Annotated in this window: 11 protein-coding genes and 1 pseudogene; 4 read left to right on the forward strand and 8 right to left on the reverse strand. The window is 65.3% G+C overall.

Features of this window, described 5'->3' with window-relative positions; genetic code table 11:
- A pseudogene (locus AC1D1G_RS28375) lies at positions 1–169 on the forward strand (IS3-like element ISMyma10 family transposase); the annotation flags it as partial.
- A gap of 246 nt (positions 170–415) precedes the next feature.
- On the opposite strand, the gene AC1D1G_RS28380 reads toward AC1D1G_RS28375, so the two are convergent.
- The 4 genes from AC1D1G_RS28380 to AC1D1G_RS28395 form a co-directional block, all read right to left on the reverse strand.
- Positions 416–1,762, reverse strand: a complete 1,347-nt coding sequence (locus AC1D1G_RS28380) for an MFS transporter (RefSeq protein WP_477954632.1) — start codon at positions 1,760–1,762, stop codon at positions 416–418.
- Between the two features lie 23 nt (positions 1,763–1,785).
- Positions 1,786–3,513 (reverse strand): dihydroxy-acid dehydratase domain-containing protein, encoded by a 1,728-nt coding sequence (locus AC1D1G_RS28385; RefSeq protein ID WP_477954633.1) that lies wholly within the window; start codon positions 3,511–3,513, stop codon positions 1,786–1,788.
- Positions 3,514–3,883: 370 nt separating this feature from the next.
- On the reverse strand, positions 3,884–5,275 hold the full coding sequence (locus tag AC1D1G_RS28390) for an MFS transporter (protein ID WP_477954634.1): 1,392 nt from the start codon (positions 5,273–5,275) through the stop codon (positions 3,884–3,886).
- Positions 5,276–5,701: 426 nt separating this feature from the next.
- Positions 5,702–6,721, reverse strand: a complete 1,020-nt coding sequence (locus tag AC1D1G_RS28395; RefSeq protein ID WP_477954635.1) for a LacI family DNA-binding transcriptional regulator — start codon at positions 6,719–6,721, stop codon at positions 5,702–5,704.
- Between the two features lie 647 nt (positions 6,722–7,368).
- Here AC1D1G_RS28395 and AC1D1G_RS28400 point away from each other — a divergent pair.
- Together AC1D1G_RS28400 and AC1D1G_RS28405 are read left to right on the forward strand one after the other, a co-directional pair.
- Complete coding sequence (locus AC1D1G_RS28400; protein WP_477954637.1) at positions 7,369–8,550, forward strand: CaiB/BaiF CoA transferase family protein; 1,182 nt, start codon at positions 7,369–7,371, stop codon at positions 8,548–8,550.
- The gene (locus tag AC1D1G_RS28405; RefSeq protein WP_477954638.1) at positions 8,534–9,334 is read left to right on the forward strand and encodes an enoyl-CoA hydratase/isomerase family protein; all 801 of its coding nucleotides are present in this window, start codon (positions 8,534–8,536) and stop codon (positions 9,332–9,334) included. Before AC1D1G_RS28400 ends, AC1D1G_RS28405 begins: the two co-directional genes overlap by 17 nt.
- A 77-nt stretch (positions 9,335–9,411) precedes the next feature.
- Here the strand turns inward: AC1D1G_RS28405 and AC1D1G_RS28410 are convergent, their stop codons facing one another.
- Positions 9,412–10,764, reverse strand: coding sequence for an FAD-dependent oxidoreductase (locus tag AC1D1G_RS28410; protein WP_477954639.1), 1,353 nt, complete (start codon positions 10,762–10,764; stop codon positions 9,412–9,414).
- Positions 10,765–10,932: 168 nt separating this feature from the next.
- Here AC1D1G_RS28410 and AC1D1G_RS28415 point away from each other — a divergent pair, with 168 nt between their 5' ends.
- Positions 10,933–11,385: a WhiB family transcriptional regulator gene (locus AC1D1G_RS28415; protein ID WP_477954640.1), complete on the forward strand. Its 453-nt coding sequence runs from the start codon at positions 10,933–10,935 to the stop codon at positions 11,383–11,385.
- A gap of 795 nt (positions 11,386–12,180) precedes the next feature.
- Here the strand turns inward: AC1D1G_RS28415 and AC1D1G_RS28420 are convergent.
- The 3 genes from AC1D1G_RS28420 to AC1D1G_RS28430 form a co-directional block, all read right to left on the reverse strand.
- Positions 12,181–12,390, reverse strand: coding sequence for a hypothetical protein (locus AC1D1G_RS28420; protein ID WP_477954641.1), 210 nt, complete (start codon positions 12,388–12,390; stop codon positions 12,181–12,183).
- The gene (locus AC1D1G_RS28425; RefSeq protein WP_477954642.1) at positions 12,330–14,015 is read right to left on the reverse strand and encodes an FUSC family protein; all 1,686 of its coding nucleotides are present in this window, start codon (positions 14,013–14,015) and stop codon (positions 12,330–12,332) included. Before AC1D1G_RS28425 ends, AC1D1G_RS28420 begins: the two co-directional genes overlap by 61 nt.
- Positions 14,016–14,264: 249 nt before the next feature.
- On the reverse strand, positions 14,265–17,054 hold the full coding sequence (locus AC1D1G_RS28430; protein WP_477954643.1) for a helix-turn-helix transcriptional regulator: 2,790 nt from the start codon (positions 17,052–17,054) through the stop codon (positions 14,265–14,267).
- Positions 17,055–17,328: the final 274 nt, after the last annotated feature.

A 17,328-nucleotide genomic window follows, 5' to 3' on the forward strand; every position in this document is an offset into this window, starting at 1 on the left:
CAAGGGGCCGCTGCGCACCATCGGTGACGTCGAGGAGGCCACCTCGGCGTGGGTGCACTGGTACAACACCGGCCGGCTCATGCATCGTCTCGGGCGGATCCCACCGGCCGAGTACGAAGCCAAGTACTACGCTGAACACCGTGCCGATCAACCGGTCGCACACAAATGACAGTGTGTGCATGAGACCCGGGATGGTTCACTGAGCCGAAATCGGCGGGATCCCAATCGAGGCGGGCGCCCATGTGTCGCGCTGGTCCTTCTTCAGCGTTCCTATTGATCAAGACCACGGGGCAACCGAAAGGACCATGCGGGACATCCGAGGAGCCGAACAAGCGGCTTCCTCTGCTGCCACGCGTACCCTACCGCGGCATCAAGGCCGCCCGACGCGTCATACCGAAGACGCTGGACTTGTGGGTCATTGCCGACCTGAGTCAGACGCTGCAAAGCGTGTCGTCTCGTCGCCTACAGGCTTGGCATCAGTCGCGTCCATCTCCCGGCGCAACGTCTCCGGCCCCATCCACAAGGCCACCAATGCAATCACCGCCAGGGCTGTCATGTATCCCACGATCGGCCACCATGACCCGGTCCATGCGAACAGGGCAGTAGCAACGAACGGAGCCAACCCGCCGGCCAGAACGGAGCCGACTTCCCGCGAGAACGCAAAGCCGGACAACCGGAATTCTGTATCGAACAGTTCGGCGTACCAGGCGGCTTGGGGGGCAAGCATGGCGGGGTAGGCGAATCCCAACCCGATGGCGAAGGCCAAGATCACTGCGCCCGTCGAGCCTGTCCCGGTCAGCATGAAGAAGGGTGCGAGCCACAGCATGGACCCGACCGCTCCTGCGATGTAGACGGGTTTCCGGCCGACTCGGTCGGACAGCGCACCATAGAACGGCACAGTAATCAGCTGTATTGCTGAAGCAATCATCACTGCCCACAACGCCACCGAGTCACCCAACTCGAGAGTCTTCGACACGTAGGCGACACCGAAGACGGGCAGAAGGTAGGCGAAACCGTTCTCCCCCATCCGCGTACCCACGACGATGAGGAAGCTACGCGGATGCTCTTTGAGCGCAGCGAACAGTGACAGCTTCGGTGGTGCGGTGCGGTGTGATTGCATCTTTTCGAAGGCTGGCGGCTCCTCCACTCGTCGCCGGATGATGTAGCCAACTACTACGCACACCGCACCGAGGAGGAACGGAACTCGCCACCCCCACGATTCGAACTGCTCCTCGGGCATGAGTAGGAAGAGATAGAATACGGCGTTCGCCAGCAACGTGGCGACTGAGAAACCGAGTGGCGCCCATGCACCCGCAAGACCGCGCTTGCCGGGTGCCGAGTGCTCGACCGAGAGTACTACTGCGCCTGCGTACTCCCCTCCCGCTCCGAATCCTTGAATCAGGCGCAGAACAACGAGCAGGATGGGGGCAGCGATACCGATGGTCGCGTACGTCGGGAGGAGGCCGATCGCCGTTGTCGCACCGCCCATGAGCAATAAGGTCGAAACCAAGACCTTCTTGCGGCCAAGACGGTCGCCCATTCGCCCAAGGATCAACCCTCCAATGGGTCGCGCCAGGAACCCGACCGCGTATGTGGCGAAGGCGGCCAAGGTCCCCACCAGCGGATTCTCGGACGGAAAAAACAGTCTGTTGAGAACTACCGCRGCGGCGGTGCCGTACACGATGAAGTCGTACCACTCGAGCACTGTTCCGACGAGGGCGGCGATGGCGGCCCTCCTCGGCTGAGTTGCTGTATTCGACAACGTCTCGATTCCTTTCTGAACGCCTACTGCGATATCGGGCGTCTGAGGACCGCACCCTGCTGTATGGGGCCCACAAGTTGGGCATACTGGCCGAGCCAACCGCGTTCTCGGCCCGGGGTACCGGAATGTACGGGCGCTCCCTGCCGAATAGGGTCCGCATCAAGCGTGCGTGTGTCGAGGTCGATTGAAATGATGTCACCAGGTTCCACGCCGGCGAGTGGCCCCCCGTCCGCTGCTTCAGGCATGACCTGGCCGACGACTAGTCCATGGTTGAGTCCTGACAGTTCGCCGTCTGTCACCACCGCGACCTGGCCGCCGAGCCCTGCGCCGTTGAGGGCCGCCACGAAGCTTGCCGCGAACACCGTGCCCGGGCCACCGCGTGGCCCCATACCGCGAAGGACAATGACATCGCCTGGCGTAATTTCCCGGTTACTGAGAGCCATGATTGCCTGGTCCTCGCCTAGGAATACCTTCGCTGAGCCCGAGAACTGACGACGTGCGTTACCGACGCCCGCGACTTTGACGATGCACCCATCAGGAGCAAGCGAACCACGAAGAATCAGCAACCCACTCTCGTTGCGAATCGGGTCCGAGAGTTCATGCAACACTTCGCCGTCCGGTTGAGGGGCTGTCTCGGCTCTCTCCATCACGGTGTCACCTGTCACTGTCAACGCTGTGCCGTGTAGTCGTGGAAGCAAAGCCTTCATTGCGGCTTGAGTGCCCCCTACCCGCTCGAGATCCCATACCTGGTTGGTTCCGTTCGGTCGTATTGCCGCGAGTTGAACGCCGGATTTTGCTCGTTCCTCGAATGTGGCGACAACATCCATATCGAGGTCGGCTTCATTGGCAACTGCTGCGAGATGACGAATACAATTGACCGAACCCCCCAGCGCAAGGGCAACTTCGACAGCATTCTCGATGGCGTCTTTGGTCAGCACCTTTCGTGCGGTCAATCCTTCGGCGACCATTTCGACGATTCGAGTACCAGCAGCAGCAGCGCGTTCGCGCATCCTGTCTGAGTTCGCTCGAATGGGTGCCGAGCCAGGCATTGTCATTCCGAGGGCTTCGGATAGGACATGCATGGTGTTCGCGGTGGCGAGTCCTGCGCAGACGCCCGGCCCTTGAATCGCGGCATCGGCCAGGTCGCCGAGCTGATCGACGGTCATCTCGCCCGCGTTGACGGCGCCGACAGACTCGTAGACGGTGTCGATATCCACCGAGCAGCCTGCGTATGTGCCTCCCCGTTGATACCCGCCGATGACCAGAATGGAGGGGATGTCTAGTCGTGCTGACGCCATGAGATGGGCGGGGGCCGTCTTGTCGCAGGAGGACAAGCAGACCATTCCGTCGAGTACGGCCCCTTCCACTGCGGCTTCCACATCGTTGACGATGAGGTCACGGGTGGGAAGGAGGTATCGCGCCTTTCGTCCGGCGCTGGTTACGAAATCGCTCGGTGCGACAGTTCGTATCTCGAGTGGCAAGCCGCCAGCTTCCCAGATCGCCTCAGCTACCACATCGACGATGTCGTCGAGATGGGCGAAACAGACAGAAAGCCGGGATGAGGTGTTTACGATGGCGATCTGTGGTCGCCCCTGATCCTCAACCGATCGCCCGAGCGCGGTCCATTGGGCGCGACGGACAGCCCACCGGGTTGTGCCAGGGACGAAGCGACTTCTGAGTTGGCCGGGCTGACCGCGATCATTATCTGGCAACGCGTCAGCCGTCGTGGAGATGGGTCGGTTGATGGGCATATTTACCTCCTGTACTGCAGTCGAAATGACCGCGTGAAGAACTTCAGATAGGAAGGTCAGAGTGCACTGCCGGAACGTTGCATGCCCCTTCGCACCTCTGCGCCACCGATGTCTGGGTACGCGATGGAGTTCGGCGGCGATCGAATGGTCGGTGTGCTGCGGCGTGACCGTATTCGAGACACTCCGCGGTAAGAGGACAATATTTGATGATCGGCGCTCAGAGGTCGTCCGGCGACGATACTTCCTTCGCCGCGTCTCGGAACGAGGCTGAGGTACGGGCCCTCGCAGTAGTGCCGATGAGCCTACTCATGGCAACCTGCTGTCCTGCTGGACAAATGAGAGATTGGGGGTACCGGTGAGCGCTGTTTTGTCAGCGCTGCTGGTTCGAACTCGGTGGAAATCTCGTCCGGTCCTGGGCGTCGACATCCTGCAATGAGATGCCGCAGGTCTCGCGCGCGGCCGAGATTGCGACCAGTGAAACACTCGCCGCGACTACCAGGTAAAACGCAATCGGGATCCACGAATGATACTCACGCAGAAGGTAAGTCGCGATGAATGGGGCAACCGACCCGGCGAAGACTGAGGTCACTTGGTAGCCGAGCGATACCCCGGAATACCGAATACGTGTCGGGAACATCTCGGACATCATCGCAGCCTGCGGCGCGTAGACCAGCGCATGAACGGCGAGTCCAAGCGTCAGCGCCACGATCACGAGCACGATGTTTCCCGTGTTCATCAAGGGATAGGAAGTGAACGCCCACAACACCATCAGCAGCGCACCGGTCATGTAGACGGGTTTGCGCCCGATCCGATCGGTAAGGCCGCCAATCACGGGAATCAGGATGAAATGCAGCAGATGCGGAATTAGCATAACCAGCAAGACATTTTCGATCTTCATTCCGACCTTGAAGGCCAGGTATGTGATCGAGAAGGTCACGACCACCTGATAGAGGATATTCTCGCCGACACGTAGTCCCATCGCGATCGCTATCTGCCGCGGATACTGTCGAATCGCCTGCGACACACTGGACCGGTTCTCGCTGCGCTGTTCCTCGGCCTTCAGCGACTCCAGGAAGATCGGCGCGTCGTCGACATGCGTGCGAATGTAGTAGCCGATGATGATGATGACCGCTGAGAGCCAGAACGCCAGTCGCCATCCCCAACCAAGGAATGCCGATTCCGGCATGACGAAGGCAAGCACGGACAAGACCATGGTCGCGACAAGGTTCCCCAAAGGAAGCCCCGCCTGTGGCCAGCTCGCCCAGAAGCCGCGGCGACGGTCGGAGCTGTGCTCGCTGACCAACAGAACTGCACCACCCCATTCGCCTCCGACTGCGAATCCCTGAATAGAGCGGAGAATCACGAGAAGCCCTGGCGCCCAATAGCCGATACTGCCGAAGCCGGGGAGGCAGCCCATTCCGAACGTGGAGATCCCGACCAGCAGAAGGCTGAACTGCAGCAGTTTCTTGCGGCCGAACTTGTCGCCGTAGAGACCGAAAACCACACCGCCGAGCGGACGGGCGAGAAAGCCGACCGCGTAGATGAGCAGTGCACTAAGTACGCCGTCGAGGGCGTTGTCGGTCTTCGGAAAGAACAGGGTGCCGAAGACTAACGCGGAAGCCGCGGAGTACAGAAGAAACTCGTACCACTCCGCGACAGTCCCGGCCATCGAGGCGGCGACTACCTTGCGCAGGCCGTTGTTCGACGGCCGGGACGATTCGGTCATTGGCGAAGCCATCGAGGTTCGCTCGGGAGGATTCATTGCATTCCTTCAGGAGGAGCGGGGTTGGACGCACGACTGTGGTCGCAGTCACAAGGCGGGGTGAAGTAAGTAAAGCACCCACTGCCCGGGTGCGCAACCGGTTGTGCATGTTGTCCCTGCAACCTCGAACTGCGCGGCACACTCGTCGAGGTGTGCAATTGCTTCCAGAACAGAACTCGAGATCCTCGAAACCTGACGGGACCGAATCCTGGCGAATTTACGGTCGCGCTGCCTGCTAGTCGAATGTCGCTGCGGTTCCTTTCGCCGGGGCGACATCGTGGAGCTCGCTGATCGATCGCGGGGCGGCAAGTCGCCGCCGAGTCGGACTACCCGAGCTGAAACGGTGGTGCGTCCTTGACCTCCGCGGACGCTTCCGCGGTAAGGGCAGGTCGTTCTTCGTCCGCGATCGGGCCCGCTAGTCCCGAGTCACGCCTTCGTCGGGGCAATCGAGGTGCCCCGCACCAGTAGTTCAGGGGCGGGATCGTCGATCGTCACATTGGAGAGCGCCTCCCCGTCGAGGTGCCCGAGGAGCATTTCCGCCGCCGTGCTGCCGATCTTCGACAGCGGCATTCGCACGGTGGTGATGGCCGGGAATACCGTCTCCGATACCCAGGTGGTGTGGATCCCGACGATGGACATCTCCTCGGGAACCTTCACCTGCGCTCGCTGCAGTTGGGAGAGTGCACCTACTGCAGCGTTCACACTCGCCACCACTAGTGCAGTTGGCCGATCGGGCCGGACGAGGATGGCATCGACCGCGGCCGCTCCAGAGGGAGCCTCCCATCCGAGCTCATGTACCCATTCCGGCCGAGAGGCAAGGCCGTGTGAGGCGAGTGTTTCCTCGAAACCCATTCGGCGACGGACTGCGGTGTCGTGTGTGGGCGATCCGCCAATGAATCCGAGGTCGCGGTGACCGAGGTCTATCAGATGCTCTGTCGCGATACGGACGCCTTCGGCATCCGGCAAGATGACCGATCCTGTCCGGTCATCGAGTCGGCAGTTGACAAAGACAGTGGGGATGCCCTCGGGGACAACTTCGCGAAGCTCGTTGTCATCGAAGTCTTCGCGGCGCTGGATCAAAATACCGTCAACTCGCCCTTGCTTGAGCAGGCGCTGCACGGCATCGCGGCCTTCCGGCGCGTGGTCGACGGTGCCGATGAGGACATCGATCCCCGCTGGGGTGGCAACCTGCTGGATTCCGGACAGCATCTCGGCGAAGACGTGGTTGTTCGGGTCGGGGACGATCAGTGCGATGGCGCCGGAGCGATTGAAGCGCAGTGCGATGGCGCGCCGGTTCGGGACATACCCGAGTTGCTCCGCGATCTCGAGGATTCGAGTGCGGGTGTCCTCGCGAATCCGTGCGTTGACGTCGCCGTTGAGCGCCCTGGACGCAACGGATTTCGACACGCCGGCGGCGCGTGCGACGTCATTGAGGCTCACCATCATGACTCAGTATAGAGAGCAGGATATCGATCAGCACCGGCGCGGTCATGGCGGCTCTCAGATGCCGCAGCGATCTTGACCCATGTCCAGGCGAGGGCGGCGACGTTGTCGAGGACCTCCGGGATTCGACAGAAGGTCTCTCTTGTCTTCGAGTGCGTCCTTCGGGCGCGTTAGCAGCGCCTGATCGATCACGGGTCCACACCTTACGTTGGTGGTCACGGCGGTCGCCGAGGAGTTCGAGTTGTTCGCCGTGGATCACGCCGCTGACTCTTCGGCCAGCAGGCAAAGCCACACGACGACGTTGCTCCAGGTGGCACCCAGGCTTCACCGCCGCGCCCGCGACCTCGCCACCCAACTCCAGACACTTACCGGTCAGCACATCGCCATCCGCGACGGCCCGGCCGTCATCACCGACACCGCCGCCTAACCAGCTCGCCATCTGGCGACCGATTGCCCCGCACTCCGACGTCGTAGGCACAGCACAAAACCCGATGAACAACCGGTTGCGCAACCGGTGCTGCCGTGCTTTACTGCATTAACTACCAACTGCCTCGCACCGAGACACCGGGCGGGGCCCACAAGCCAGCCCGTAGCTCGCAGCGCACAGGTCGATGCGACCGGGTCATTCACACTCACGCCCGGGAGGGTTCATGCTGTCCGGAATACGCGTTGTCAGTTTCACCCATTTCCTGCAGGGGCCGTCGGCCACCCAGATGCTCGCGGACCTCGGTGCCGAGGTAGTCAAGATCGAATCTCCCGCAGGCGCTTTCGAGCGAAGCTGGTCCGGACCTGACGCCTATGTCGGCGATGCCAGCGTCTTCTTCCTGCTCGGCAACCGGAATGTCCAGAGCCTGTCGATCGATCTGAAATCCGAAAAGGCCAAGTCGATCTTGCTGAAACTGATCGACGACGCGGACGTGCTCATCGAGAGCTTCCGGCCAGGCGCCCTCGAGCGGCTCGGACTCGGCTACGAGGAACTGTCCGCCCGCAATCCGCGGCTGGTGTACTGCTCGCTGTCCGGGTACGGCTCCGCCGGCCCGTACCGCGATCGGCCAGGCCAGGATCTACTGTTGCAGTCGCTGTCCGGGCTCGCGCACGCGACCGGCAGCGCCGACTCACCGCCCACGTCGGTGGGCGCCTCCGTCATCGATCAGCACGGTGCCGTCCTGGGCGCGTTCGGCATCCTCGGTGCCCTCCTCGGCCGCGAACGCACCGGCAAAGGATGCAAGGTCGAAAGTAATCTACTCAACGCCGCACTCGACCTGCAGATCGAACCGATCTCCTACTATCTCAACGGATTCCGGGGCGAGCGGAGCCCGACCGGTATCGGGTCGCGCTACTACAAGGCGCCGTACGGGATCTACCGCACCGCGGACGGGCACATCACCGTTTCGATCACCGCCCTGTCGATCCTTTCCAAGGCGTTCGACGACGACTGGTTCACCACGATCGCCGCGGACGACGAATACAACCGCCGTGAGGAGATCAACGAGCGCATCTCCAAACACCTCGCCGAGCGGACAACCCAGGAGTGGGAGGCGCACTTCACCGAGCACAAGGTCTGGTTCGCTCCCGTCAACGACTACGAAGCCGTCGTCAACGATGCCCAGGTGCTGCACAACAACAGCTTCCTCGAGTTCGACTACCCCGGCAGCGGCCCGGTCAAGGTGCTCGCTCACCCGATCCGCTACGACGGCCAGACACCGGCCGCCCGCACGCTGCCTCCCGCCCTGGGAGAACACACCGAGTCCATCTTGAGCACACTCGGGCTCAACGACAGCGAGATCGACGCACTCGCACAGGAAGGAGTTGTCCGTGTCCACAACGCTTGAGGAAATCCTCGTCGCACTGGAAACCGGTGAGGGCGTGGCCACCATCACCCTCGACCGGCCACAAAAGTTCAACGCCCTCAATTCGGCGATGGTCCAGCAGTTCAACGAGGCCCTCGACATTGTCGCCGAGGATCCCGATGTCCGCGCCGTCGTGGTTACCGGCACCGGGAAGGCGTTCGCCGCCGGCGCCGACATCGCCCAGTACGAGAAGGCAGAGGCCGCCCAGTTCGCCGCGTTCACGCGCGCCTGCAACGACTTGTGCGACCGGATCGACACCTTCGAAAAACCCGTCATCGCCGCGGTGAACGGACTCGCCCTCGGCGGCGGATTCGAAATCGTCCTCGCCTGCGACATCGTAATCGCAGCCGAGTCGGCGTCCTTCGGCCTGCCGGAGGTCTCCCTCGGCCTGTTGCCGGGTTGGGGTGGCACCCAACGCCTTCCCCAGTTCGTTGGCCCGAACCGTGCACGACATCTGATCATGACCGCGGGCCGCCTCAGCGCCGCCGAGGCCAACCAGTCGGGCATCGTCTCGCAGATTTGCGCTCTCGACGACCTGACCGAGACCGCGCGCACACTGGCCACCGACATAGCCGGGCGGGCCCCGCTGGCGGTCGCCGCCATCAAAAAGGCCGTCGGCTACGCCGCGGCGGCGGTGCCCGGCAACCGGGGACCCGGTTACGCCCTGGAGCAGAGCCTGCTCTTCGACCTGTTCGCCTCCGAGGACGGTCGGGAAGGCATCGCCTCGTTCGTCCAGAAGCGGCCGGCCCGGTTCACCGGGCGTTGACCCACGCACACACAACAAGGTCGGGGCGGTCTCCACGTGGAGGCTGCCCCGACCTGTTGCGTTGCACCACCCAGCGCTTACAGGTCGCTGCCGTTGGCGGCCATCCGCTCGCGGACAGCCTCGCCGCGGATCTCCCGGAGGGGCACATCACGCTGAAGCGACTGGTGCACCGCGACGGCCGCCGCGTGCCCGTACTCGAAGCATTGGGCGGTCACCCGGGCAGAAGCCAGCGCTTCGTGCTCGGCTCCCAGACACCGGCCGGCAACGATGATGTTATCCCCCACCTCGGGGATCAGCGCGGCAAACGGAACCTCGTAGAAGTCGTCGAGGATCCAGTGCAGTTTCGGTTTGTCACCGTCGTGCAGTTCGATCGGCCAGGGCACCCGCGCGATACCGTCGGGGCGCTTGCGGTGCTCGAGCACATCGGTATTGGTGAGCCGTTCCGCGGCCGCGATGGTGCGGGTCTGCCGGATGCCGACCTCGGTGCCGGTATCGACGACATAGCTGTTCTCGCACCCGGGTATGCGCAGCTTCAGGTACTCGGCGTAGCTGCGGACCTGACGACGTCCCCCGATCTCGGCCTCGGTGAAATCGACCGGGTCGACGACGTTGAGCATGCGCCCGTCGAACCCGACCAGACGAGTGGCGTTGACCATCAACTCCCCCGGCCGCGGCGTCTGGAAGATCCAGATCTTCTGCCGAGGGAGGTCGAGCCCCTCCTCGCGCGCGGCGACGATGTCGGCGGACACCTCCGGCGGGCAGATCGTGTCGTGGCCGTAGAAGTCGAGAAACCGGTCGACGTCGACACCGGCGATCCGGAAGAACATCGTCGGATTCTGGATACGCCCGCTGTCCCCGTAGGTGTATCGGTGGCCCGCACGGGCGACGACCGCACCGTCACCGGAGGCGTCGATTGTGCGCCGCGCCCGAATCAATGACCGGCCTGCGGTCGACTCCACCACCACACCCTCGTGTGATGCCCCATCCATGATCACACCGACCACGTTGGTGTGGAACAGAATTCGCACGCCGGCGTCGAGCAGCATCGATTCCGCCGCCTCGCGCCAGACCAGCGGATCGTGCGCAGCGGTCCAGGTCTTGCCGTACATCTGCGGCGCTGTCAGACCACCTCGTTTGGACAACTCGACGGAGAACCGCTCGGAAAAGCCCTGCACGACCTGCAGGGGCGAACCGGGTGTCTCTGACGCTGCGTACATTCCGCAGATGGTGCCGGACATCCCAGCGACGGCAGCGCCACCACAGAATCCGTACTTCTCGACCAGGACCACGCTCGCGCCGGCCTCGGCCGCCACCGTCGCGGCCGCAACACCAGCGGCGCCGCCGCCCACGACGAGAACGTCGACGGTGTCGAGAACCGGCAGGTCACAGCTAGTGCCGACAATTGATGTTTCTTTCCAGTTCGTGATCATCTCTGATGCTGCCCTCGAATGTGCGATGTGTGTGATCCGAGAAGGATCGGCGGAGGAATGGGTGAGCCGACGATCGGTTCCCGACTCGAGTCAAGCACAGATACTTCCGATGAACAACCGGTTGCGCTATTCTGGTTGTTCGGAAATGCGGCCACTGCGGACAGCTGGATGCACCTTCGTCGCGGCGTCTGCGCCGCATCAAGTCGCGCCCGCACAGCTACATGTGCCACACCGAGACAGGAACCGAGTTTGTTATGCCGCCACGAACTACTCACCGCCCCCTGCTGCCGGCGACCCGGTTCTGGGACTGGCGACTTCGCGCCCGCGGCAGACCGACGGACCTCGAGGTGTTCTTTCCCAGAGACGACGAAGGACGCGGAGATCGACTTCGTCGCGAGCAGGTTGCCGAGCAGATCTGCCTGGACTGCCCCCGTGCAGCGTGATTGTCGCGACTACGCCATCACTTCAGGTGAGGCATACGGGATCTGGGGTGCCACCTCCGAATCGGACCGGCGCCATCTGACCTGCTCGACATATCCCCCCAGTGAAAGGCCGACGTCCCCGCGCCTGCGTGCACTGCCGCATCATGTGCCGCCGGGCGCACAGAGTCGTCACCGGTGAACATCGCCCGGACGGATAGAGAACGGTTACCACAGCTGTTCGCCCGCGGGCGAGCTCATGGCGCCCAGGGGACCGCACTCCGCCGCGCCTGCGGGCAGGCATCGGCCAGGTCGTGCCTGCACACGCCAATTGCACCCCTGCGTGTGCTGGACATCCGAACAGACGATGCCCGCGCTCGCCTCCTTTCGCACATGGACGACGGCAATGTGGAGAAGGAGAAGCAGCGGATTCACGAGAGAGTGTTGGTCATACCTGTATCGGAGACCGACGACGAGCCAATAAATCGAGTGGCGGGATGTGAGCGTGAAACGGCGAAGACCGCCGTCCGCCGCCATATCGGCGAACCGCTCGTAACGCCGGCAACGCTGCGAACTGGAGCGAAACCGAAGGGACCCGTTCCCCCGAAGCCTCGACTGCAAACCCCGATGTCCTCCGCGCGATTCCGTCAACTATCGCGCACTCGCGGCCGTTTCCGAGTCGTGATCCCGATGGGCCGTCGCCGAGGCGACCTCCCCGTCGCATCGTCCTGGACGAGGTCGAACGGTGGTAATCGCTGCTTCTACATCGCGAGATTCACCGTTGGCTCTCACCGACCACGGGTGCTGCTATTTCTTTGTCGCGGGTCGAAATCTCAATCGGCGCATTCTGTACCGCCGCAGTAACCCGCCCGTCCGGCAAGCCCCCCGGGGGAATCGGTCAGCTCGCCGCGAATGCCGTACCAGTCGATACCGTCGATCGGGTCGATGTGGGGCGGTCGCCGCGGGGCCCGCAATGGTGACCCGGGCCATCACACCGTCATTGGCCGATGCGCCGCGCTTCGACCGCGGTGTCGTTGCGCCAACACCACGCGGCGTTTCCGAGCGCGACGGCGTCGGCGTCGGCGTCGGCGTCGGCGAGCATTCTCACGAGCGCGGTCAGAACTGTGGGCAGGGCGTCCGATCGTGTCAGGTCGGCGACGACCCGTTCGGCGGTGACGTCGTATTCGACCGCGGCCCTCTCATGCATGTCCGGTCGCGGTGGCGGAGGTTTCGCGCGTGGAAGGACGTGGCTTCCACGCGTTCGAGAACACAGCGGACCCGGGCGCGTTCGGCACGGCGGGGATTGAGCGGGTGTACCAGAGGACGACTGGCTTTGCGGAAAGCCTCCAGCGCCTGATCGAGAGCATGTTCATCGGATGCGGACGTTGGGACGCCGACCGGCGGTCGTCCGCAGCGCGCGAGGTGGTCGAGAACGGCGAGCAGTTCCGTCAGACGCATGTCGGCGACTGTGCGGACGCTCATGGGGACGACGAGCGCGGCTGCCAGAATCCCGCACCCCGCCCCCAGAACGGTCTCCTGGACGCGCACGGCGAGCAGCTCCGGGGAGAGCGTGTGCAGGAGTGAGAGCACCATGCTGAGCGAGCCGGTGATGAAGAAGGTCACCGCCCAGTAGCTGGTGGAGGGCGTGTAGAACATCCCGAAGATGCAGCCGAGAAGAAGGGCCAGGACCACGGTGGTGCGCCCGTCGGCCAGGGCGGCGAGGCCGAATCCGAACGGCGCTCCGGCGACGGTGCCGATCAGCCGCCGGCCGCTCTGCAGCAGGATGTCCCCGGTGTGCTCGGCGTTGATGAAGACCACCCACGCCGTGGCCACGGCCCAGTACCACAGGTCTGGGGAGAGGAGATGGCCGCCGAGTACCGCGAGCGCAGCCGCGGCGGTCACCTGGAATGCCTGCCGCGTCGTGTGCCGCCGTGGGCCTGAAAGCTGTGCTGGTTCTGGACGAATCGTCAGATGGTCGCACTCCGGTCGGTCTGTCAGGTCCGCCGTCGCCGACTGGCTCATCGTGCCGACGGAGGACGCCGCCGAACCCTTCGACGCGCGTACCGCGAGTACCCCAAGACGTTGCGCGGTCGCGTCGGCCCGGGCCGTCCGCTCCAGCTCCGCCGTCGTGCCGCGGAGCAGCCCGACGGGAACCTCGTCCAGGAAATCCTGAAGCAGCACCGCGCAGGCATGCAGCCGGTCGAGACGTCGTTGGAGTCTGCGGACGTCGGATCGGCCGTCGTGCAGTAGTTCCGACGTGGCCTGTTGCGCATCCCGGAGGCGTCTGTCAAATGCGGCGTTCAGGCGCCTGAGGATTCCGAAGGACGTTGTGGGCACCAGGCACAGGCGCGTGGCTGCGGCTGCCGCGAAGGCGACGGCCAACACCCCGGTCAGCTGCGGCAGTTGGTGGGGCTGGATCCTGGCGATCTGGGACAGGAAGTAGGCCATGAAGGCGAAGATCCCGAGGTCCTGGCCCCGTCGGCCGAAGCGGCGCGCATAGACCGCGGCGAAGATGAGCAGTAGGAAGGCCAGGTGGGAGGCGATGGGGAAGGGTGCCAGCAGGCCGCCGGCGGTCACGGCGGCGATGGTCACGGGCACCCCGGCGAGCAGGGTGAGGAACTGGTTGCGGGGGTGCAGGTCGCTGATCGCCAACGAGGTGATCACCGTCGTGAAGCCGCCGGCCAGCAGCATGACATGGGACTGATCCAGTACCGTCAGCGAGGCCAGACTGAGAGTGAGGCCGAGGAGGGCGCGCAGTCCGGTAGTCAGCCGCAGCAGCCCCGGGTCGGCTGCGGCGCATCGGTCCCGTAGCGACGCTGTCTTCGCGGCCACCGTGAATTTTCCGTTTCTTCGTCGTGGTCGGCCGGTTCCCGTCCGGCCACCACGAGCGGGGCCGTGTGCAGCCCGGCACCCGTTTTGGGCCGCGTTTTCGCAGGGCTTAGGACAGGGTGGGGGGGCTTCGGGTGCCAGGGCGAGGAGGCCATTTGTCGGGTTATTGCTTTCGCCCGTGGGGCCAGTCTTGTCCGGCGCGATGGCGCGCGGTATGCGTCAGGTGACTGCTTCCCGGGCCGGAGGTTGCCCTCATTCCTGGTGGCGGGCCGTGTCGAGGGTGCCCTCGATGAGGTCGCGCAGCTGGGAGCGGGCGGTGATGCCCAGTTTCGGGAAGCTGCGGTAGAGGTGCGAGCTGACCGTGCGCGGGGAGAGGAAGAGCTTCTCGCCGATCTCGCGGTTGGTCAGCCCGCGGGCGGCGAGCCTAATGATCTGCTGCTGTTGCGGGGAGAGTTCGGCAAGCGCGTCGGGGGCGGTGTCCGTGACGTCGAGGCCGGCCGCGCGCGATTCGGACCGGGCGCGCTCGATCCACGGGCGTGCGCCCAGGCGCCGGAACGTCTCCAGGGCCTCGGCGAGTGGTCCACGCGCCTCTGCGATGCGGCGACGGCGCCGCAGCCATTCGGCGAGGTCGAGCAGGGTTTGTGCGCGTTCGAAGGGCCAGTATTCGAGCACCGGATCGGCCAGGGCCGCCCGGAAGTGCGGCTCGGCGTCCTCGGGGTTCGCCAGCAGTCCACGGGCTCGGCTGATCAGCGCACGCAGACGAGGGGAAGCGTTGTCCGCCAGTGCGTTTGCCGAACGCTCGACGATCCGGGCGGCCTCGTCGCTGCGCCCGCAGCGCACTGCGGCGGCGGCCAGATCCGCCAGGGCCGGGTAGCAGGCGTGGTAGTGCACGGGGGTGCCGTCTGCCGTGAAGACCATGCGGAGTTGGTCATACGCGGTCTCGTACGCGCCTTCCGCGGCGGCCGCGGCACCGAGCGCACGACGGGCATACACGGCGACCGAGCGGCTTTCCAGCGGATCGATCAGGGCGAGTGCCTCCTCGGCGCGGGTACGGGCTGAGGACGCATCGCCCTGGAAGGCCAGCACGGCGGCGTCCACGGTGGCCGCGCAGGCCACGGCGTGGTCGAGGCCTGCCGCTCGGCCGACCGCGGTGGTGCGGGTGCACGCCTCGCGGGCCTGTTCCCACCTGCCGCGTTCGACATAGGCCCAGGCGACCGCTCCGCCGAGACCCTCTGGCAGCGCTCCCTGCAACTCCCAGCGGTGAAAGGCTTCGTCGAAGGCGCGGACGGCCTGTGGGGTCTCGTCCAGGAGCCAGGCCATGATCCCGACGGTGGTGAGCTGCTCCGGCCGGGTTTCCGCCTCGGCGGCAAGCTGAGGCAGCAGGGCGACGAGTCCGGCCCGCTCGTCGAAGGGGTCCGAGACGGCCCTCACCCAGGTGCGCACGCCGGTGTTTGAGGCATCGTCGGGCAGGCGCCGCAGGAGGTCCTCGATGCGGTGGCGCTGGGTGTCCTCTCCTGCGTAGAAGCGGACCACGGCCGCGCCGGCCAGGAGGTCCAGCGCTGCGGCGGGCTGGGAGTGCGCCAACTGCTCGGCGGCCTCGGTCAGTCGGGAGAACACCGTGGCGTGGCGCACCGTCAGGACCGCCAGCCGTCCGGCGTGCACGGCGGCGGCGGCGAGCAGCGACGGGTCATCGGTGCGCGCGCGTGCCGCGGCGGCCAGTTCCTCGACCCAGGCGATGTCGCCGGTGAACACGGCCGCCGAAGCGGCTTCGACCAGCAGCCGGGCGCTGTCCTCGCGCCGTGGTGCGAGTTCGGCGGCGCGCTGCAGGGCCTTGCCCGCCGCCGCGTGCCCGCCGCGCCGACGGGCCCGGGCGGCGGTCCGCTCCAGCTCCGCCGACACGCCCGCGTCCGGTCCCGGGCAGGCGGCGGCCAGATGCCAGGCACGCCGATCCGGTTCGCCCCGCAGCATCTCGGCGAGCGCGAGATGCGCCTGTCGCTGGGCCCCCGAGGATGCGGCGTGATAGACGGCGGAGCGGACCAGTGGGTGGCGGAACCGGACGTCCCGGCCGGTGCGGCGGACCAGCCCGGCCTGCTCGGCGGGCAGCCAGGCCGCGTCCTGGGCGGCCGGCAGTCCCACCGCGGCGGCGATCGCGGAGTCGGCGCTGTCCATGGCGGCCAGGAGCAGCAGCGCCTCGGCCGTGGGAGTGGGGAGCCCGTTCAGGCGGGCGGCGAAGATCCGCTCCAGGTGATCGGTGAGCGGGAGCGGACCTGCGGACGGCGGCGGCGCAGCCGTGTCGTGTGCCGATGCTGCCCTCGCCAGTTCCACCAGTGCCAGCGGGTTGCCGCCGGCCTGCTCGAGGATCCGCGTCCTGGTGTGACTGGTGGGGTTCGTCGGCTGCAGGTCGAGCAACCGGCCCGCCGCGGGGTTGTCGAGCGGCCCCAGGGTGAGCGTCGGCACATGACGGTCGAATCCCGGGACATGATCGCCGCTACGGGCTCCGATCAGTATCGTGACCGGTTCACCTGCCAGCCGTCGGGCGGCGAAGGACAGCACGTCCAGGGAAGCGCGGTCACACCACTGCGCGTCGTCGAGGACCACGAGCACAGGTCCCCGGTCGCCCAGGTCTGACAACAGATTCAGGACGGCGACCCCGACCAGCATGAGATCGGGTCCCGACGGGGCCGGTCCCGCGCCGAAGGCGTGCACCAGCGCAGCGCGCTGCCTTTCCGGTAGTCCGTCCATCTCGGCCCGCAGCGACCGCAGCAACTGATGCAGGGCGGAGAACGCCAGGCTCGACTCCGACTCGCTGCCCTCCGCGCGCAGTACCCGAGCACCGCTCGCTTCGGCCCGGCGGACCGCACGGTCGAGCAGTGCACTCTTGCCCGTGCCCATCTCACCGGCCAGCATCAGCACCGGGTCGGCCGACGCCGAGTCCACCACACGAAACAGGCGCGCCAGTTCCGCGTCCCGGCCGAGGATCAACTCCTCCGGATCCGGCTCCGGTCTCGTCACCGCACCGAGGTCGCCTGTGTGCTCGTCCACCGAGTCTCCCGGAAATTGAACTGTGGTTTGGATCGACGTCGCCTCGCGCTGGCCCGTCCAGGCTACAAGCGCCCCGCGCTCGGGCCCTGCGCGCAGATGCAGTCACGTTTGAATCGTCCCGGGTTTGATGCGCACCTTCTTTCTTGGGAAGGTAATCCTTATGCCGAATGTCTATCCAGCCGAGGTGCGAGAGAAGGCCGTGCGCCTGGTCCTCGAGCACCGTGGTGACTACGCCTCGGAATACGAGGCGATCCGCACAATCGCCGAACGGATG

The sequence above is a fragment of the Rhodococcus sp. P3_B8 genome (assembly GCF_056402775.1).

Bases quoted from the DNA above. Each gene is read 5' to 3' on its own strand.
- AC1D1G_RS28395 (WP_477954635.1), bottom strand. From the start codon at position 6,721: ATGATGGTGAGCCTCAATGACGTCGCACGCGCCGCCGGCGTGTCGAAA.
- AC1D1G_RS28420 (WP_477954641.1), bottom strand. From the start codon at position 12,390: ATGCATGAGAGGGCCGCGGTCGAATACGACGTCACCGCCGAACGGGTC.
- AC1D1G_RS28385 (WP_477954633.1), bottom strand. From the start codon at position 3,513: ATGCCCATCAACCGACCCATCTCCACGACGGCTGACGCGTTGCCAGAT.
- AC1D1G_RS28410 (WP_477954639.1), bottom strand. From the start codon at position 10,764: ATGATCACGAACTGGAAAGAAACATCAATTGTCGGCACTAGCTGTGAC.
- AC1D1G_RS28400 (WP_477954637.1), top strand. From the start codon at position 7,369: ATGCTGTCCGGAATACGCGTTGTCAGTTTCACCCATTTCCTGCAGGGG.
- AC1D1G_RS28390 (WP_477954634.1), bottom strand. From the start codon at position 5,275: ATGAATCCTCCCGAGCGAACCTCGATGGCTTCGCCAATGACCGAATCG.
- AC1D1G_RS28415 (WP_477954640.1), top strand. From the start codon at position 10,933: ATGCACCTTCGTCGCGGCGTCTGCGCCGCATCAAGTCGCGCCCGCACA.